The sequence below is a fragment of the Flavobacterium kochi genome (genome assembly GCF_048286715.1).
In the GTDB taxonomy this organism is placed as follows: Bacteria; Bacteroidota; Bacteroidia; order Flavobacteriales; family Flavobacteriaceae; genus Flavobacterium.
In genome coordinates, this window is sequence record NZ_JBLVPW010000009.1 from 37,978 (window position 1) to 57,436 (window position 19,459).

Sequence of the window (19,459 nt, forward strand, 5' to 3'; positions counted from 1 at the left end):
TTTGGCAGAGCTAATTCAGCCAAGCTATACCATGTAATTTTAAAAATAATGTTCAGTTCTTAAAAAAAAGTGTTATTTTTACATTTATCTTTTTTTTCATAAAACTTTTACAAATCAAATAAATTTTTAACCTAATGAAAGCAGTAATACTATTATTTTTTATTTTTTTTTCCAATATCATGCAGTCCCAAACCGTTTCTGCCAGCAGTCCCAATAAAAACATAAAACTTGATATAACGTTAATAAATGGCTCAGCGTATTATAATATCTTTTATTCCAAAGATGAATTCCTGGCTAAATCACCCCTGGGACTGACATCCTCGCTTGGCGATTTTTCTAAAGGACTTAAAATGATTAACCACATCAATAGTAAAATAAATGAATCATATACCTTAAATCATTCTAAAGTGAGTAAGGTTATATATAAAGCCAATGAAATAAAATGCACATTCACAAATACAGCAAATGACACTTTACATATTGTCTTCAGAATAACAGATAGAGATGTTGCATTTAGCTATATAATTCCTGAAAATGGAAAAGGCACTATCGACTGTACTATTAACAAAGAAATAACTGGTTTTAAACTTCCTGCAGGATCTACAACTTTTATTACACCACAGGCTCCGCCTCTAAGCGGTTATGAAAAAACCAAACCGTCCTATGAAGAAGAATACACAAGGGAGCAACCCGTGGGCATAAAATCACGATATGGGTTAGGCTATACCTATCCTGCCCTTTTTCATTTGGATAAAAAAGGATGGCTCTTAATTTCTGAAACGGGTGTCAGTCATAATTATGTAGGCACAAGGCTGAGCGATGCCTCAGCAGACGGAATTTATACAGTGGCATTCCCGCAAGAGGGTGAAAATAACAATAAAGGTGCAGTAACAGCCACTGCACCATTACCAATGCAGACTTCCTGGAAAACAATTACCATTGGTAATAATTTAAAACCAATAGTTGAATCTACTATTGCAACAGATCTGGTAAAACCGCTCATAAGCTCTACAAAAATATTCGATACCGGACGTGCGAGCTGGAGCTGGATCGTTTGGCAGGATGCCAGCTGCAACTATAATGATCAGATAACTTACATAGATCTTGCCGCAGCCTTAGATTGTGAATTTATTTTAATTGATGCCCTTTGGGACATCAATATTGGAAAAGAAAAAATGGCTGAACTTGTAAATTATGCTAAATCAAAAAATGTCGGCGTGCTGTTATGGTACAATTCGAATGGTCAGTGGAATACTGCTCCACAGACGCCTAAAGACAGAATGGATACCTCCGAGGCAAGAATAAAGGAGATGCAATGGCTGCAGCAAATTGGCGTAAAGGGACTAAAAATAGATTTTTTTGGAGGAGATAAACAAACCACAATGAAACTTTATCATGATATCCTTACAGATGCTGCTGTCTATGGGCTGACCATAAATTTTCATGGCACCACCCTGCCACGTGGATGGGAAAGAATGTATCCTAATTTTATGACCGGCGAAGCTGTACTAGCTTCAGAAAATCTGGTATTTCAGCAATCATTTAGTGACCGGTACGCCTCTACTGCAACCATATACCCCTTTACCCGAAATGCAGTTGCAGCAATGGATTTTGGGCCTGTTTTTCTTAACAGTCGACTGAACCGCAACCCTAATGAGGGTACAATACGCCGAACCACAGACGCATTTGAAATGGCGACTGCTGTTGTATTTTTTTCACCTCTGCAACATTGGGGATTAACACCAGAAAATTTAAAAGAAAAACCAAAATACTTATTTGATTACCTCAAAAAAGTACCAACAGTATGGGATGAAACCCGCTTTATAGATGGATATCCCGGTAAATATTGTGTTATAGCCCGCCGCAAGGATGCAAAATGGTATATCGCTGCTATCAATGGTGAGCATAATAAAAAAACGATTACAGTAAACTTACCTATGCTTAAAGGAAAAAAAACAGCTGTTATAGAGGATGATCAAGGTTTAGGATCTAAACTCAGCTATAAAGATTTTGGTAAAAATACCACTTTCGATTTAAAACTATCTGCAAATGGCGGAACAGTGATTTACATGCAATAAACATTTAAATATAAACTGAAACTTAGGTTTGTATTGTATCAAATTTTCGAACCATAAAAAACCTCCAAAATCAAAATTAATTTGGAGGTTTGTATTTTTGGTGGTCCATACGGGACTGTTTACGAACCATTTTTTACATGATTTAAAGAAATTAGCTTCAAAATAATTGCATAAAAAAAATCTTTATGTAATTAATTGGGTATTCCGGGGCAAACTGGATTGGGCAAGTTGTCGAATAATCCGCTGATGTAATGTTTGACATTGGTATCCCATGAAATGCGAGAAGACGAATAGATCATAAAAAATGTATCATGAATAGTCTTGCAATCCCACCACCCTCCTTTTATCAATTATCCTGAGAAATATGTACATAGCCAACATAAATGAAGCTTTTGGAACAGAAATGTCATCAGTTATAGAAAAAAAAAAAAAAAAAAAAAAAATGAAATCGATTATTGGATTTATGGTTATCATCATTTTAATGTAGAAGATTTTAACATTGGAAAACCAAAATTAATTACCAATCAATTGGGATATATAAAATACAACGAGAATGACGAAGAACCACTTTCCCTGGAACACCCACATTCGGCAAATTATTGGATTACAACTTTCTGATTAAGCAATTCAACATTAAAGTTGATTTTTGCATTTAAAGCTTTAAATACTTTAATAATTGTATCAAATCTTGCATCAGTTAAACTGTTTTCAATTTTTGAGATTTGAGCTTTTTTTACACCAACTAATTCTCCCAATTGTTCTTGAGTCAAATTTCTTTCTTTACGAATTTGTTTGATAGTTTGTCCTATTAGTTCAAGCTTTAATTCATTTTCAAAAGCATCTCTATTTTGAGTGCCTTTTTTCCCAACGAATCTATCAGTTACTTCGTCTAAATTATATGTTTTCATAATGATTTACTTTTTTTCGTTAAAATATTTAATTCTCAAAGATTCTGCACGTTCGATTTCTACTTTTGGAGTTTTGTCAGTCTTTTTTATAATTCCATGTGTTGAAATAATAATTGCATCTTGCTTGTCAGATTTGTCCCAAAATGCAAATAATCGAAAATATTGTTTATTATATAAGGTTCTGAATTCCCAAATTTCGTTATCAAGCTTTTTGAAGAGTTCGTTATCATTTACGCTTCTTGATTTCCAAATATTGTAAAGTATTTTTTCTTTCGACTTTTCATCTAACCGGTCGCTGCAAATATAAGCCGTTCTACACTCAGTTTGCTCGAAAAAGGGGAAGCTGTTACAGTTTCTACACTACTTCAGGTTTTACGTGTATTAGATTTGCTTTATATCATGGATGTTTTCAAAATACAAGAGCAAATAAGTCCAATAGAATTGGCAAAATTGGACCAACAAAAAAGACAAAGAGCTAGAAATAGCGATAATAATACAAATAAACAAACAGACTGGTAATGATAACAACGGCTTTTGTAAAAATTTGGAACGAAACCATCGGTGCTGTAGCATGGAACACAGAAACGGGTGCAGCCAGCTTTGAATTTGAACCAAAATTCCTGTCCAAAAAATGAGATATTGCGCCCTTAAAGATGTCTATTGCAAATGCTGCCCGCCAATAGAAGCTAATTCTTATGACTAGTTCTTCGGTGATTTATACCTTTCTTTTCCCTAACTTCGTTACAGTAGAGGATTTTTTTTTCCAGTTAGCCACTCTTCCTCGACTGTGAATGACAAACGGTTCAAATAACTTGTTTACAAAAAACAAACAGGATGCCAAAAACTGAATAGAGTAGGCAATAAATTCAAATCAAATCAAAATGGAAACGAAAACATTTAGCGTTGTAGCCTCCGTATCAATGGTATTAACATTTACAGTAGCAGTACTCAGTATTATTGGTATTACAATCACTGGTCTTTATCCGGGGATTATTGTGTTATTTTTAGTGGCTTTGATTCCCATTACTTCTAAGTTTTACGCAAAAAAAATTATTAGCAAGTCAAATGATTTTCAGAGAAAGTATTATACAACACTCACAATTATTAATTTACTATCAATCCTAGTCGTGCTATGGATGACATTTGTAATCGTACATGACCGTGTTCTTCATGACTGTTGTTGATTTATATCAGGCGTCACATTGATTCCTCAAAAATGGACTGATTCAATAATCACTAATTAGATAAAAAGGACATTTGAAGTTGAATACAAAGAGGCTCAAGTAAAAAGGAAAGGGATTTATTAAAAAATAAATGAGCAATTATTAAAATTTTCACCAAAATTGACGAAGAACCCGGAAAAACTACCACTTATTCCATAGCTAGTATACCACTTTATGCATGAATTAATACTGTTAACGTACTGACATTTCGTATTCCGGTAAAAGTGTACCATCTTAATTATTAAATATTTTATAAAAATACCAGCAGGAATAGTATTTGCGGAATAATCGTACAATAGATTTATAACTTATTGTATCTAATTATTTTTTATTTTGCAGTCCAATGGCATAACAATTACCATCGGCACTTCCAAAATAAACAGTATTATTGGCTATAAACGGAGAAGAAACAATAGAACCCAGCTTATAAAATTTATCCATCACCGTTTTATTGACATCATACAAGGAAAGATCTGCTCCTTTGGCCGCAAAAGAAAAATCAATGAGATTGTTATTTAGTACTTCCGGAGCAAATAACTTTCTGTTTTCTGTGCTAAAACTATTCCATTCCTTACCCGAAGATTTCGTATTTACAGCAAAAAAATTACCCGTAAAATCCCCAAAATAAGCCATTTCACCAGCTATTGCCGGAGAGGAATATACATAACCGTTTGCTTTAAACTTAAATAGCTCCTTTCCGGTTTTAGCATCCAGACCCAGCAATAAAAATGTATCTGATGTACCTACATACACTACATTGTTAGCTACAACTGCTGAACTTATTATCCAGGAATAAGCGGCATCGTATTTCCAAACCAGTTTCCCCGTTTCGGCATTTAAAGCAAATAAAAATGGATCACGAGCACCAAAATAAACCATGTCATTGGCAACTGTCACGGTGGATTGGACTCCTGTAAAACCCGTTTTCTTTCCTGTTTCGAATTTCCAGCGCTCTTTTCCGGTTTCCCTATCTATTGCGTACAGATTAGCATCCCAACTGCCAATATACAAATTGTTTTTATACAGAACGGGGCTGCAGTGAATTGAACCTTTAGCTTTGAACTTCCATTTTAGCTGACCTGTATTTGCATGAAGCGAATATACATTCCCGTCACTGCTCCCAAAGAAAACGCTTGGATTTTTCGAGTCGGGACTTATAACTGGAGATGACAAAAAGAAATCCCACAAATCGTCCATGTATCTATCAACGGGTTTCAGTCCTAAAAAACCTATTTCGCCGGACCAATGTTCACCTCCTGTTTTAAATTTCCATTTCAAATGACCTGTTTTGGTATCAATGGCATAATAATAACCATCAAAACTGCCGATGTAAACTGTGTTGTTGAAAATAACTGGCGAACTATGAACAGCGCCGCCAGTCTTAAATTTCCAGTATGTTTTTCCATTTTTTTCATTGATAGCATAAAGACAGCCGTCTTCGCTGCCTATATAAACAATTCCGTTATGAACAACTGGTGATGAAAAAATTTTACCATTTGTTTTAAAAGCCCATTTTAGGTTTCCCAAAAGTTTGTAGTTCCCCTCTTGAAAGACCCGTTTTTGAAAGGCACTTATAGTTACTTTTTTTTCTTGCTGTCCAAAAACAGCAGCAGTATTTACTACCAAAAGAATTAGTAGTATAGCTATTAAGTACGTTTCTTTTATGTGCCTCATGTTATTTTTTTAGTCCAAGATACCTATTTTATTACAAAACAAAAATAGCAAAAGCTTGCTCCCTTATTTTTCCAACTCCAACACCCACATTTTCAGGGCTGGAATAGCTGTTTTATTCAAAACATTTCGTCTTTCATCAGTAATAACATTTTTTGCAGCTGTAAAACCGGCCGTTCTTTCGTCATACTTTTGAAAGTCAATTTCTTTTTCGGTATTGCTTGTATTCATAACACACATTATAGTTTGATTTTCATCGTATCTGAAATAAACATACAAACCATCGACAGGAACATAATGCATCATTTTCCCTGTTTTAAGCGCCGAGGCATTTTTTCTGAAATTGGCCAGTTTACGAACTAAATTTTGAGTTGATTTTTCATCGTCTGTCATTCCTTTGCCTGTAAATGCATTTTTGGTATCTGCTGCCCAACCACCAGGAAAATCAGCACGAACGAGCCCATCAGGCGTTTTAAATCCTTTCATCAATACTTCCGATCCGTAATACAGTTGCGGAATTCCTCTGCAGGTCAACAACCATTGAAATCCCATTTTTTGCTTTTCGACATTCTCCCCTACTAATGAAAAAAAACGAGGCTCATCATGATTGTCTAACAAGAGTACTTTTTGCATTGGATTTTTACTCAGGAAATCACTGCTTAAAGTATAGTACAATCTGTTAACTCCTTCTTTCCATCCAAATAGCTCTGTCAAAGCAGGAATAATTCCATAATACAGACTTTGAAAATCCACTACCGACGGCAAATTGCTTTTGAAACTGGCATCCATATTATTTTGTTCAAAATAGGCCTGATTGGCCACACCGTGAACCATAACTTCTCCGAAAATGGTCATTTTAGGATACTCATCCATAATGGCCTTATTGCAACGATTCGCAAAATCCAAATCATTATAAGTATAGGTATCAAGACGGACACCGTCAATACCAAACTTTTCAATATGCCAAATACAGTTTTGAATAATGAAATTAGCCATAAATGGATTGTCTTGATTGATATCTGGCATCATTTTATCAAACCAGCCATCACTCATTCGCTTTTTATCTGATTTTGTACCATACGGGTCGAACAAAGGAATCTCTCTGTAATTCGTTTGAGTATATGTCGGCCAGCGATGTACCCAATCATTGGCAGGAGGATCCAGTTCTAAAAAATGAAAAGATCCAATATGATTGTAAACCGCATCAAAAATGAGTTTCATACCGCGCTTGTGTAATTGCTCACTCAACTTTTCATACAAAGCATCATTTCCATATCTCTTATCGATTTTATAATGATTGGTAATGGCGTATCCGTGCTCCGTTCTTTTTTCCATATCATTTTCCATAATGGGAGTAAACCATAATGCCGTAACGCCAAGTCCTTGAATATAGTCCAGATTATTCATTACCCCCTGTAAATCGCCTCCATGCCGATCATACATTTCGTTTCGGTTAAGAGACTGATCTCTCATTCCTTTTACCTGATCATTTGTCGCATCCCCGTTACTAAAACGATCCACCATAATTAAATCAATAAAATCACTCGAAGTCACTCCTTGAGCATAATGGGTTCCATTACCCGATCTGCGGTTATGAAGAGGCCATTTTATTTTTTGTCTGCCTCCTTTTTTATTCAATTCGATAATCACATCTCCAGCAAATGCCTCAGGTGCTATAACAATATCGATCGCAATATATTTTTGATTTGGAAATAAATGAGTCTTCACCACGGTTATTCCCGGATAGTTAATACTGACTGTATCCGTAGAAAAAGAATCATCCGTACTTCGAATAAGTAGTTGGATTGAATTGGTCTTCATACCTACCCACCAGTTTGTGGGATAGACTTCGGTATTCTTGGCCTGTGTTGCCACAGAAAAACCAACTAATAGCATTAAAATTAAAGCAGTTTTCTTCATAATAGTTACTTAAGGTTTAAATAGTTTGCGAAAGATATCTCCCTTTTCGGTTATCAAAAAGACATTTATTTAAACAACCTGATTGGTGTTGCAAACAACAATTTGAAACTCTTATGTCATTTAAATACGAAAAAGTGTTTTCTGTACCCGATCGATTTTGATTGTAAAACAAAACCCCTAGCTTTACATTTCAGAAAACAAATTCGAAAATGAATAATTCAGCCCTGTCCCAAAAAATAAAAATGTATGTATGCTATTGGTTGGGATACATCTTATTATTCAGTTTGATTCAAGGTTTACCAACAGCCGATTTTTGGAGAGCATTATCCAATGAATGTTATAGTGTACTGCCTAAAATAGTGTTTGTTTTAGTAATTGTTGAAATAGCCATGCCGTTTCTATTCTTCAAGAAAAAAATGGCACTCTTTATTTTCACCTATCTTTTTTCAATCCTTTTCTTTGCTTTTATTCAGCGATTAATTGACAACTACATTATTATTGCTTTTTATTTAACCGATTGGAAAGGTGAACCATTATTATCAGCTCCAGTTTACTTGTATAATGTGATTAAATTACAATTTGTTGTCACTATCCCGCTGGCAATAAAACTTGTTTATTACCTAGCTGAGGAGAAAAACAGGGTTCAATCGATTCTGTCTGAGAAGTTGCAAGCTGAATTGTCTTCATTGCTAAATCAATTCCATCCTCATTTTTTATTTAACGTACTCAATAGTTTGTACTCCAAAATCCTGAGTAAATCGGACGATTCTGCGGATATTGTACTTAAGATTTCGGATTTTCTTCGGTATTCCGTTTATGAGGTAAATACCAAATGCATTCTATTAGAAAAAGAAATTGAATATCTAAAAAACTACATCTCGTTGCAGCAATTAAGATTCGACAACCGGCTCGAACTTAGTTTCAGTACCAATGGTATTAGGGAAAATCAGGTCATCGAACCTTTTTTAATACTACCTCTTATTGAAAACAGTTTCAAATACTGTTTAGACGATGCCCATTCCCCAGCATGGATTACCATTTCTATTGCTGTTTCAGAGGAATGGCTGGTAATTAAAATCGAGAATAGTTTACCTCCTAATTTTGTGAAAAATAAAAACATTCAAAATCCATATAGCGGAGTCGGAATCACTAATGTAAAAAGGAGACTGGAATTACTCTATCTAAATCAACATGTTTTGACTATCAAAAATGAAGTTGATTCCTTTTTTGTTTCTTTAAAAATAAAAATAAATGACACCAACTAGAATCAATTGTATCATTATAGAAGATGAGCTCCCTGCCTCAATACTACTTGAAATGCATATTGCTAAATTTGATTTTCTGGAGTTGAAAGGAAAATTTATGAGTACGAACAATGCTTTGAATATTTTGAAGACTCAAAAAATAGCGTTACTCTTTTTGGATATTAATTTACCCGGAAAATCAGGAATTGAATTTGCAAAATCATTACCAAAAGATATTGGAATCATTTTTACGACTGCTAATCCACACTATGCAGTAGACGGATTCGAGTTGGAAGCGATTGATTATTTATTGAAACCTATTTCATTAGAACGATTTTCGAAAGCAATACATAAATACTGTAAAATTCAGAAAACATATCAGGAATTTGAACAATTAGGTCAGGCGCAAACGGAACGTTCTTTTATATTTGTAAAGTGCGAAAGAAAAACCCTCAAATTGTTTCTGGATGAAATTCACTATTTTGAATCGCAAGGAAATTATCTACTCATCCATACCGAAACGGATTGTTTCAAAACCTATCAATCCATTGGGGAGATGATCGAGAAATTACCGGAAGGATTATTTTGTAGAATTCATCGTTCTTTCCTGATTACACTAAAAAAAGTTTCTCAATTCAACAGTCGCACAGTAACCATTCAGAATAAAGAATTACCTATCGGACGATTATACGCTTCCAAAACGAATGCACTATTGCAATCCATTGCAAAAAATAATTCTTGATTTTTGAGGCTAAAAAATTGTTTAATTATGATTTTCTTTGCCGTTATCATCATAAATTAATACTCTAAATTTTTTTGATTCCAGTAGTCCGGAATTTTGTTCTATTTTTTTTTGATTTATCATAAGGCTTTCACCAATGATACATCATCTACGTTACAAAAGGTATTTGCTGCACCATCTGCCAGAAAACCAATCTCAACCTTTCCGGCATGGACAGGTATATTTGCAATACGGATCGTTTGCCAAGATATATTTTCCTTTTTGATACTGTATTTGAGTGTTTTGCCATTGCTTAAAGCGTACACTTCCAGATTGGAAAAACCACCGCTATTCTTTACTTTGGCAGTCAGTGTATAAAACCCATCTTCCAGTTTTACATAGGCTGAAGATGCAATGGTCTGGAATATTTTTCGCTTAAAGCTCGTTTTATCACTGATATTCAAGCTTTTTTCACCTATTACAATCTTTCTGTCACTTTCGCTATTAAAATAGTTTAAGACCGGTGACGTGGTACCGTCAAGTCCAATCTCATTCCCTTCGATAACCTCAGTGATCCAGCCTGTTAATTGCAATTGCACTGGTTTAACAGTACTGGGAATATACCTGCGGTCTCCCTCAAAGCTACCATTCTTCACATAATTGTTATCATCGGCTACTTTCCATTTACCCGTTTTGGCATTCAGGTTCCAAGAGCCGAGTGAATTGAAGTGGGGAGTTTCACCGTCAAATGAAAGTGGAAACCATTGGTTATATCCTAATCCGTTGCCAGCGAAATTAGCCCAGCGGTCTCCGCAATAAACGATTGTTTCCTGTTTGCTACCTTTTACAGAACAGAAAAAACCAGTCTGCGTCACGTGCGCGAAGTCATCTGAACTTCCTTTCATAACCAACATTTCGTTGGTGGGTGTATAAGGCCCCCTGATACTATCGGCTACTAGATAATAGGCAAAAGAAGCATCCCAGCCATAGATATTTGACGCAAACATATAATACTTGCTATTGTACTTGAACATGCAATTTCCTTCACGACTTTCGCCTTTAAAAACCTGGGTGCAGTCCAACAGATTTACCTTTCCGTCTTTCACTCCTATTTCAGAAACATATATTTTATTCCTACCGTTCCCATAAGAATAAATCAGGTACGACTTCCCGCTGTCTTCATCGGTAAATACCGTCTGATCTCCGGTGTTGGTAGTACCAATCATATCCTTCATACTTATTTTCTGATGCCATGTAAATTCACCTGTTGGCGTATCTGAAACAGTTATCAGCACTTCTTTATCGTGCTGTACAAACATCGCATATTTATTCAGTTCCGGGATGTATGCAACTCCCAAACGACCTACCCAGGTCTTCCCTGACTTATCTACTTTGTCTTTAGTTAAAACATCACCTTCAAAAGTCCATTTTACTAAATCAGTCGAGCTGTAGCAGGTAACAGATTCAAAGGTGCAATTCGGGAATGATACAGTTGGGTTGCTGCGATAACTATCTGCTTCTTTATAGTATACTCCATACCAGTAATATTTCTTAACTCCTGTACCCGGATCAGCAAATCTGAATACACCGCCACCCTGACTGTTAATCGGCTGCCCGTCTTTGGTATTCCAAAACACATCGTTTTTAACAATACCGGTCTGTGCTCTTAAATTGCTGCTGCCCATCCCTATAGTACAAGCCAATATCATGGCAAGAGTAAAAGAAAAATTATTTTTCATTCTCATATTATTTTTCCGATTGTTAAATTAATAAAATCATTTTTGACGAATTATCTAACGATTAATTTTCAAAAGATAGCGGCTAAAGTGGTCGACAGCTCTATCAGATACCGTCTACTATAACCGACATCACGGTTGCAGGACCAGCCAGAACCATTTTATTGGGACTAAACATAGTATAATTGTTGCTTTGGCAACATCCATCAGTTTATGTAACCTTTTCATTTGTCTCTGACTCCGCTGATTAATCAGGCGATTTCTCGAATTAAATAACTTTAATGATTAATTCCAGCTACATGGTAAATATATCTTTATTTAAATTCTTACTTATCCTGTGCTATCCTGTTGCCTAGCTGACTTGAATTCCTAATACTTTAAATGAGATAATCAACGATGATTCCGTCTTCTAACATCCCACTTACGCTTAGTGGATATTTCTTTTCTGGATAATTATTACTTTTGATTTCTAAGTCCTAATTTTTGGATTCTAAACATAAATTCCTGAAATTTCCGAAATATTAAAACTAAATTTAACAGAAAAGACTAATGAGTTATATTGTAGTTGATATAGAAGCAGACGGACCAATACCTGGAGATTATTCGATGATTTGCTTTGGGGCTGTCCTAGTTGATGAGAATCTTGATAAAACTTTTTATGGTAAGTTAAAACCAATTTCTGAAAATTTCAATCCTGACGCACTGGCAATTTCAGGATTTAGCAGAAATGAGACTTTAGAATTTACTGACCCCACCAAGGTGATGCATGATTTTGAAGCATGGATAGAAAATAATTCCAAAGGAAAACCAATCTTTATTAGTGATAATAACGGATTCGACTGGATGTTTATTTGTTGGTATTTCCATCACTTTATCAAAAGAAATCCATTTGGTTATTCATCACGAAGAATTTCTGATTTATATTGTGGATTAGTAAAAGATACTTTTGCACAATGGAAGCATTTAAGAAAAACGGCACACACGCACAATCCAGTAGATGATGCAAAAGGGAACGCAGAAGTATTACTTCATTTGAAAAATGAAATGGGACTTAAAATAGCTTTAAAATAACAACGAAGCAGCAAGACTTTATTAAAATAGTAACAAAGTTAAATACTGCTGCATTTAACTTTGTTGTCCTCTCACACCACGGTGCATTTCCTATCCGTTTTTTAATTGTAATGCCCTTTGCAAAAAACTCTGATTAGCAATTTTATTTTCAGCTTCATTGATAGCTTTAAGCAAATTGTTTTGATTGTCTGCAATCTCGTTAAGCACGCTGGTCATAATATCCCATACCGGTTTCATTTTTAAAATTAGCTCCTGTCCTTTGGCAGTAAGTAAGATTAAACGTTTGCGCTCGTCCTGCCTGTCTTTTTTAGAACGGATGAGTTTTTGCTTTTCCAGTTCCTTCAACAAGCTAATGGTTGAAGGGTGCGAATAACCGATCTCGTTCGCAATTTCAACCACACTCAATACCCCTTTATGGTAAAGGGTATAAATCACCGGAAACCATTTTGGCTCGAACTCAATATCAAACGATTTATAAAGCAAAGCACCATCTTTCCGCAGCTGTTCACTGAGGCGTTGCAGCCTTGTAGATATGGCCAGGATACCCGATTCGTCTATAACATTCATTATATTTGATTTAGGGTTAAATGACAAAATACATTATCCGGATTCATTAACGGGAATGCTTCGGGAAGTGCTTCCTTCTCGACACGTATAAAATTATTTCTTTCATAAAAACGCAGGGCTGCTTTCAATATCGAAACCGTTCCCAGGTACAAGTGGTGCAAACCATTTTCCTTGCTATAGGTGATTAATGTGTCCAACAGTTGTTGGGCGATAAACAGTTCTTTACCTCTATACTCTTTTTTTACAAACATTTTTCTTATTGCACCTCCATGATCGTCATATTTGACCAGGGCAATCGTACCTATTAATTCCCCATCCATAAAGGCACCCCAAAAACAGCCTCCCCTACGATGGTAAAAGTTACTAATTTCCAAAAGATCAGGCTGATCTTCCAGAGTGATCGGTACATTAAATTCCTTTTGCTGAATGTTTAAGATTAAATCAATCACCGCTTCTGCATATTCGTTTTCAATGGGTATAATTGTTGTTTTCATAGTCAAATATTTATTATACAAAACTACGTAGTTAAATACATAAAAACAAATTATTTTTATTAAAATGACCTTTTAAAAAGCAAAATAGCGTTGCGATTATTTTTAATTTGCTATTTTTCAATAGCTTAAACAATAAGTTAAAATCATTTTTTGAATTGGATTATTCAAATATTTAGTAAAACAGTAATGTATTGATACAAAGTAACAGTGATGAATGCCAGCTCTTTTGGTAAAGAATAATCTTTGAATAATGCACTTGATCATAACGGTGACAATATGAATATTGGAACCAGCATCATCCTATTTTATTTTAAACATAATTGCCTGATGGAGTCTTCTTTTAAAAGTTTAAAAAAATAAAAGGTACACTTATTTTGTATTGTCTATTACCTATTAAAAACCTTAAAAAAACCCCGAAAGTTGTACTCCCGGGGTCACTAACTAATCCATTATGTAAAATAAGGCACACTTATACCTGATGATGGATACAGACAACCAAAAGCCTGTAGTAGTTAGTTAGCATTTATATTTAGTTTACATATATGACGCTTCAATTAAGGAAAGGGTGAAAATGAATTTATCCACACGGAAAGAAACTCAGTTCAATATATTATTTACCGTCCATTTCTATAATTTTCACACTCCAGGGAGTAAGCGTTATCAGCTCGCTATTGGTGTATTTTTGATTCGTCAGGAGCTCTGTTCCGCTGCTGAAAGGGTATTTTATTTCAACTGCCTTATCAGAATAATTCATAATATATCGGATTGTCTTCCCTTCTGTATTGATTCCGTCTTTTGTAATTATTGGAAATTCCAGGTTTTGTTTCACATCCCACAACCCTGCTTTTTTAACTACGTCTTTCAGAACTTCTTCCAAAAGTTTATCAGTAGTCATGGCGCCTACATAAGTAGCCAGACCTTTACCGTACTTATTTTCAGTTATCGCAGCATAATCCTTCCAAACCGGATGGTCATAATATGCTAATACTTTTGCAGTAGTTGGTTGTATCAACTCCATCAAAGTATTGATTTTATTTTCAGCGCCTACTTTATACGGATCATCTTTAAGCGAAACATTTTCCGGTACAGTGAACTGGCTATAAGTAATACCACACGCTATATTAATGATCCCTGGCTGAAGAGAACTTCTTACTTTGGTATATTCGTTGGACGAACCACTTTGAAAAGAATAAACAACGTGCCCGCCATTCTTAACAAAGACGTTGAGTCTTTCCAGCAATTCGTCTGGCGCAGCATATAATACAGGTACCACAATAAGTTTGTAGTCTGAAAAATTCTGGACAGATGGGTCAATGAAATCTACACCAACGTTCATTTTGTAAAGCGCGTCATAATAAGGACGTAAAACATCATTGTATTTGGTTTTAAAAACCCCTTCAAAACTATTAAATGAAGTTTGTGCCTCGTTACTAAACAATAGGGCAACTTCATTTTTCTTTTTTAGGTTAACCAGTTTATTGCTAAGCTTTTGAAAGTCTTTACCTATAGTCTTCGCTTCATTGTATGTTGGATTTGGTTGAAAATCATGACCTAGTAAACCTTTCCAATAGGTTTCTGCTGAGTTATGGATAGAATGCCAGTGCCAGTAGGCTACCATGCTAGCTCCTGAAGCCAAATGACTGAAAGCTTGTAATCTTAACTGTCCCGGATAGGGAACCCATTGCGGAAAACCCTGTGCCTCGGTTTCGATAACAAAATAATTTTTCCCTCCTTTCATAGAGCGGGTAAGGTCACCTGCAAAAGAAATTTCAATACCGGTAAGGTGGTCTTGTGTAGGATGATAAATGTCTACGCCTGCAATATCCAATGCTTTGGCTGCATCGAAATGGTTGACGTTAGTTTGTATTCCATAGGAATAGCCTCTCCAGTCCAAGTCAAAATTATGGGTTACAAATTGATTCGGTTTCGCATATTCTTTTATAATAGCGGTTTGCCAGGCTAAGAAATCCGTCACTAATTTTCGCTGAAACTTAGAGAATTCAGCGCTTAAGCTGGCATTTATAGTGCCTACAGTCGACGGGAAATCATCCCAATTATTAATTCTGTTACTCCAGTAATCAAGTCCAAATGTACTATTAAGAGCATCGAGCGTAAATTTTTCTTTCATCGAAGCCACAAAAGCCTTTTGTACATTATCGCCGGCGGTATCATAATGTTTTGTTTCATTGTCAACCTGATAACCAATTATTGCTGGATGATCTTTAACGTGTTCCATTATTTTCCTAATCACCCGTTCGGCATGAAATCGAAAATGCTCATTAGTAATATCCATTTGCTGTCTTGCGCCGTATTGGTATTGTCCTCTTGCGGTTGTGGCCAAAACAGAAGGATACTTCTTAACCAGCCAGGTAGGCACTGCATAAGTGGGAGTTCCGATTATTACTTTAATTTTTGCTTTATACATCGCATCAAGCACGCGATCGATGTGCTTGAAATCAAATACATTGTCTTGCGGCTCTACCGTACTCCAGGTAGATTCTGCAATTCTAACACAATTAATGCCAGCATCTTTCATCATTTTAACATCCTGCTCCAATCGTTCGTAAGGCATGTATTCATCATAATAGGCTACCCCAAAAAGTAGTTCCCCTATTGGCTTTTGTTGCCCAATAGAACTGTTTATGGTAAGGACTAAAAAAACAACCAACAGGTATATCTTTTTGAATGTAGTCTTCATATATTATCAAATATTAAGGTTAACAATTGTGTTTAAATTCTATTTAATCGATTCTAATAGTATTGAATGAATCTGCCTGTAATGTAATTTCATAAAAGGTACCATTTAACTTAAGGGATACTTTTCTTTCATTCGGTTTTTCATTCTGAATGATAAGTACAAGACTTTTGTCCGGGTTTTCAAAAGCAAGAAGATCGTTGAACGCTCCTGTGCTTTCAAGAAATTTGGCACCGGGTAAAACAAAATGACTGATATGTTTCATCAAATAGTATTCATGATTGAATTGATAGGTATGCTTTTTTGTATCAACACTTACTAAACTATTCTGTTTCCAGCCCCAAGTACTGATTCCTCCTTCTTTTAAAGCCGTATTCCAGTACATATAGGCATTGGCTCCGTTTTTTATATAATGCTTCAGCAGATTCCAAGAGTATTTGCATGCTTTCCAGTCATTCTCACCGTTACCACACTCCTGTTCCGTCTGATACAGTCGTAAATCCGGATAGCGTTTATGAATTCCCCGAATCGCATCTTTACCTGCCCACTGAAACCCTACGCCTTCAATATATTTACTTGCAAGAGGATCTGTAAGGACTGTGTCAACAAGGGCTTCCGAAGGGCGTTCCATTGTGCCAAACATAACAGCTACGTCTAGCTTTTTCATTTCAGGGCCCAAATATTTCCCTATAAATTTAGCCAGGCCGGAAGATGTCCAGGTACAACTTGGAAAAACCTGTGCAGAATTAAATTCATTTTGCGGCATTACCATATCGATATTGATATTTTGGTCACGATAGGCCTTAATAAATTTGCTAAAATAAAGGGCATAGGCATTAAAGTATTGGTCTTCCTGTATAAACATGTTCGTCCCTTCCTTACCTTCACGTTCCACAGGCAATCCATTGTTAATCCCCCTCAAGTCCATTCCCCATTCCTTCGATTGCAAATCAGAATCCCCGAGTAAACTCTTGGCAGCATAATGCTTGTTATATTTCATCCAAGAAGGCGGTGACCACGGTGATGCCCAAAGTTTAAGGGTACTATTATATTTTAAGGCATTTTTAATGAAAGGAACCAAGGTTTCTAAATCATTAGCAATGCTAAAATTTTCCATTAAAAAATCGCTGTCGGTTTCATTATAGGAATACCATTTTTGTGCAAAATCATTAGCTGCTATTGGCATTCTGCATAGTGTAAAGTTGGCACCATATCCCGGCTCAAATAATTCCCTCATTATCGACGCTACATCAGTATCGCTTAAACTTTTAAGAGAAGTCCAGCCCAATTCATTAAAACAGGTTCCAAATCCTTCAATAGTCTGTAAGCTGTTGGATCTGTTAATAGCTATATCTGTTTTGTCCATCGATTTAACGATCTTAAATTTAGGGTTCGTTTGCCACGGTGCAGACTCCGTTGTAGTAATCATTTGTACTTTTTTTTGCGCACAAACAACTTGCGAAAAGGCAAACAAAAAAAACAGAAAATGTTTCATATTATTTTTCATAAAGTTTTAATAAAATTAATGTCAAGCTCTAGTAAAAGCCTTGCAAGTCTTTAGAAAATAGGTCCCCAGTTTTATCAACGGAGGACCTTATAGCTAAGGTGTTTAATACTAATTTTAAACAGCTAACTATTCTCTTCAGTAATCCGAATACTAATTATATCCGGCATTCTGAGGAAGAAGATTGGCATTGATTTGTATATCACCTAAAGGAATCGGTAACAGTTTATGATAGCTTTGCATATTGTAATTAAGATTTTGGAGACCTGAATTTACTTGACTATTCATTACATCTACTATCTTAATCACTCCATTTGCATCGGCACGCTTTAAATCATTCCATCTGGTACGTTCGTAAACCAATTCCAATCGGCGTTCTTTAAGCACCGCTAAAGCCAATTCGCTCTTTGTCAAAGCAGTAGTATTTGCTAATCCGGCTCTGGTTCTTATGCGGTTTAACAAAATTGTGGCCTCAGGCAGTTTTCCAAGTTGCACATTTGCTTCAGCAGCCAACAAAATGATATCAGCAAGCCTAATCATAATGAGATTATCCCCATTTGTCCAGGTGTCACTATACGAAAATTTACCACAGAATGGAATTGCTTTCGTTGGATCCCATGCATTAAAAGGCATATTAAAAGAGGCGCCTGTAACCTGCCAATTGAAAGTGGATTTGTATCTTGCCCCATTATCTCCGGCATCCTTAAATGCTTTTACAAGGTCGTAAGAACCTATCTGACGTTTGGGCCAGTTATCAAATGGACCATAGGAAAGGACATTTAGCTTCCAAACGTTATAAGGAGAGCCATTAGTAGGAACCTGTAATTCAAAAATAGATTCTGAGGTATTCTTGTTTGAAAGCCCCCATAATTTAGCATAATCATTTACTAAAGCATATGGACCTTCATCAATGACCTTATTGGAATACAGTAGACAATTTGCATAATCCCCCATCTGAGCATAGGTTTTTGCCAATAATGCTCTTGCAGCACCTTTTGTAGCTCTTCCATTATCACCACTATAAGGGGCATCGTTCAATGTATTTTCTGCATATTTTAAATCTTTAATAATTTGAGCATACACTAAAGCTGCACTGGTTCGGGAAGGATAGTAATTGCCGCCGTTTGTAGCCGAAAGAATTAAAGGTACATCACCCCATGAGGTAACCAGCCAATAATAGGCAAACGCTCTTAAAAAAGTTGCCTCAGCTAGTATTTGCTCTTTTCTGTTAGTACCTTCCCATTTTGGGTCATTAATAAGCGTTACATTATCAATTGCCGTATTTGCTGCTGTAATATGTTTATACAATTCTTCCCAACTTAATTGCACCTCACCATTGGCAGCGGTAAAGGTGAAATTTTCCAGCGGCTGCTCCACGTTATTATCTCCATTAATATACGTATTGTCCGACATACCTTCCGTAGTAAAAAAGTTACTGTAGGAATAATAATCCGGCATGGCATTATAAGCTCCATTCAATATACTTTCAGCATCACCTGCTGAAGTTAATGAGCCTGCCGCCAATTGAGACTCGGGTGCTTTTTCAAGAAAATCCTGAGTACATGACGTAAGTAGTATGGTTACTACAAAGAGAGGAATGTATTTTGATAAATTAAATTTCATAATA

General features: G+C 35.7%; 14 protein-coding genes. 4 read left to right on the forward strand and 10 right to left on the reverse strand.

Features of this window, described 5'->3' with window-relative positions; all coding sequences use genetic code 11:
- Window positions 1–134: 134 nt before the first annotated feature.
- Window positions 135–2,078 carry a glycoside hydrolase family 97 protein gene (locus ACNQGH_RS09735; protein WP_417955811.1) on the forward strand — a complete coding sequence of 648 codons (1,944 nt, stop codon included), beginning with the start codon at window positions 135–137 and terminating at the stop codon, window positions 2,076–2,078.
- 596 nt (window positions 2,079–2,674) lie between these two features.
- Here the strand turns inward: ACNQGH_RS09735 and ACNQGH_RS09740 are convergent.
- From ACNQGH_RS09740 to ACNQGH_RS09755, 4 genes are all read right to left on the reverse strand, one after another.
- Window positions 2,675–2,986 carry a helix-turn-helix domain-containing protein gene (locus tag ACNQGH_RS09740; protein ID WP_196853182.1) on the reverse strand — a complete coding sequence of 104 codons (312 nt, stop codon included), beginning with the start codon at window positions 2,984–2,986 and terminating at the stop codon, window positions 2,675–2,677.
- 6 nt (window positions 2,987–2,992) lie between these two features.
- A complete protein-coding gene (locus ACNQGH_RS09745) occupies window positions 2,993–3,289 on the reverse strand; it encodes a type II toxin-antitoxin system RelE/ParE family toxin (protein ID WP_417955918.1) in 297 nt (98 codons plus the stop codon).
- 1,241 nt (window positions 3,290–4,530) lie between these two features.
- Window positions 4,531–5,883: a beta-alanine-activating enzyme beta-propeller domain-containing protein gene (locus ACNQGH_RS09750; protein ID WP_417955812.1), complete on the reverse strand. Its 1,353-nt coding sequence runs from the start codon at window positions 5,881–5,883 to the stop codon at window positions 4,531–4,533.
- Between the two features lie 63 nt (window positions 5,884–5,946).
- Window positions 5,947–7,800, reverse strand: coding sequence for an alpha-amylase family glycosyl hydrolase (locus ACNQGH_RS09755; protein ID WP_417955813.1), 1,854 nt, complete (start codon window positions 7,798–7,800; stop codon window positions 5,947–5,949).
- A 209-nt stretch (window positions 7,801–8,009) separates the two neighbouring features.
- On the opposite strand from ACNQGH_RS09755, the gene ACNQGH_RS09760 reads away from it, so the two are divergent.
- Together ACNQGH_RS09760 and ACNQGH_RS09765 are read left to right on the forward strand one after the other, a co-directional pair.
- Complete coding sequence (locus tag ACNQGH_RS09760; RefSeq protein WP_417955814.1) at window positions 8,010–9,065, forward strand: sensor histidine kinase; 1,056 nt, start codon at window positions 8,010–8,012, stop codon at window positions 9,063–9,065.
- On the forward strand, window positions 9,052–9,786 hold the full coding sequence (locus tag ACNQGH_RS09765; RefSeq protein WP_417955815.1) for a LytR/AlgR family response regulator transcription factor: 735 nt from the start codon (window positions 9,052–9,054) through the stop codon (window positions 9,784–9,786). The genes ACNQGH_RS09760 and ACNQGH_RS09765 overlap by 14 nt, the downstream gene beginning before the upstream one ends.
- Before the next feature lie 119 nt (window positions 9,787–9,905).
- On the opposite strand, the gene ACNQGH_RS09770 is transcribed toward ACNQGH_RS09765, so the two are convergent.
- A complete protein-coding gene (locus ACNQGH_RS09770) occupies window positions 9,906–11,504 on the reverse strand; it encodes a family 43 glycosylhydrolase (RefSeq protein WP_417955816.1) in 1,599 nt (532 codons plus the stop codon).
- 546 nt (window positions 11,505–12,050) lie between these two features.
- On the opposite strand from ACNQGH_RS09770, the gene ACNQGH_RS09775 reads away from it, so the two are divergent.
- Window positions 12,051–12,572, forward strand: a complete 522-nt coding sequence (locus tag ACNQGH_RS09775) for a 3'-5' exoribonuclease domain-containing protein (RefSeq protein WP_417955817.1) — start codon at window positions 12,051–12,053, stop codon at window positions 12,570–12,572.
- Window positions 12,573–12,662: 90 nt separating this feature from the next.
- On the opposite strand, the gene ACNQGH_RS09780 is transcribed toward ACNQGH_RS09775, so the two are convergent.
- The 5 genes from ACNQGH_RS09780 to ACNQGH_RS09800 form a co-directional block, all read right to left on the reverse strand.
- Complete coding sequence (locus ACNQGH_RS09780; RefSeq protein ID WP_417955818.1) at window positions 12,663–13,139, reverse strand: MarR family winged helix-turn-helix transcriptional regulator; 477 nt, start codon at window positions 13,137–13,139, stop codon at window positions 12,663–12,665.
- A complete protein-coding gene (locus ACNQGH_RS09785; RefSeq protein ID WP_417955819.1) occupies window positions 13,139–13,633 on the reverse strand; it encodes a GNAT family N-acetyltransferase in 495 nt (164 codons plus the stop codon). Before ACNQGH_RS09785 ends, ACNQGH_RS09780 begins: the two co-directional genes overlap by 1 nt.
- 610 nt (window positions 13,634–14,243) lie before the next feature.
- A complete protein-coding gene (locus ACNQGH_RS09790; RefSeq protein ID WP_417955820.1) occupies window positions 14,244–16,331 on the reverse strand; it encodes a beta-galactosidase in 2,088 nt (695 codons plus the stop codon).
- Between the two features lie 43 nt (window positions 16,332–16,374).
- Window positions 16,375–17,757, reverse strand: a complete 1,383-nt coding sequence (locus ACNQGH_RS09795) for a glycoside hydrolase family 30 protein (RefSeq protein ID WP_417955821.1) — start codon at window positions 17,755–17,757, stop codon at window positions 16,375–16,377.
- Between the two features lie 228 nt (window positions 17,758–17,985).
- Window positions 17,986–19,455, reverse strand: coding sequence for a RagB/SusD family nutrient uptake outer membrane protein (locus ACNQGH_RS09800; protein ID WP_417955822.1), 1,470 nt, complete (start codon window positions 19,453–19,455; stop codon window positions 17,986–17,988).
- Window positions 19,456–19,459 lie beyond the last annotated feature (4 nt).

Coding starts and splice junctions, on each gene's coding strand:
- ACNQGH_RS09740 (WP_196853182.1), bottom strand. CDS start 2,986: ATGAAAACATATAATTTAGACGAAGTAACTGATAGATTCGTTGGGAAA.
- ACNQGH_RS09775 (WP_417955817.1), top strand. CDS start 12,051: ATGAGTTATATTGTAGTTGATATAGAAGCAGACGGACCAATACCTGGA.
- ACNQGH_RS09785 (WP_417955819.1), bottom strand. CDS start 13,633: ATGAAAACAACAATTATACCCATTGAAAACGAATATGCAGAAGCGGTG.
- ACNQGH_RS09735 (WP_417955811.1), top strand. CDS start 135: ATGAAAGCAGTAATACTATTATTTTTTATTTTTTTTTCCAATATCATG.
- ACNQGH_RS09800 (WP_417955822.1), bottom strand. CDS start 19,455: ATGAAATTTAATTTATCAAAATACATTCCTCTCTTTGTAGTAACCATA.
- ACNQGH_RS09760 (WP_417955814.1), top strand. CDS start 8,010: ATGAATAATTCAGCCCTGTCCCAAAAAATAAAAATGTATGTATGCTAT.
- ACNQGH_RS09755 (WP_417955813.1), bottom strand. CDS start 7,800: ATGAAGAAAACTGCTTTAATTTTAATGCTATTAGTTGGTTTTTCTGTG.
- ACNQGH_RS09780 (WP_417955818.1), bottom strand. CDS start 13,139: ATGAATGTTATAGACGAATCGGGTATCCTGGCCATATCTACAAGGCTG.
- ACNQGH_RS09770 (WP_417955816.1), bottom strand. CDS start 11,504: ATGAAAAATAATTTTTCTTTTACTCTTGCCATGATATTGGCTTGTACT.
- ACNQGH_RS09790 (WP_417955820.1), bottom strand. CDS start 16,331: ATGAAGACTACATTCAAAAAGATATACCTGTTGGTTGTTTTTTTAGTC.
- ACNQGH_RS09765 (WP_417955815.1), top strand. CDS start 9,052: ATGACACCAACTAGAATCAATTGTATCATTATAGAAGATGAGCTCCCT.
- ACNQGH_RS09750 (WP_417955812.1), bottom strand. CDS start 5,883: ATGAGGCACATAAAAGAAACGTACTTAATAGCTATACTACTAATTCTT.
- ACNQGH_RS09795 (WP_417955821.1), bottom strand. CDS start 17,757: ATGATTACTACAACGGAGTCTGCACCGTGGCAAACGAACCCTAAATTT.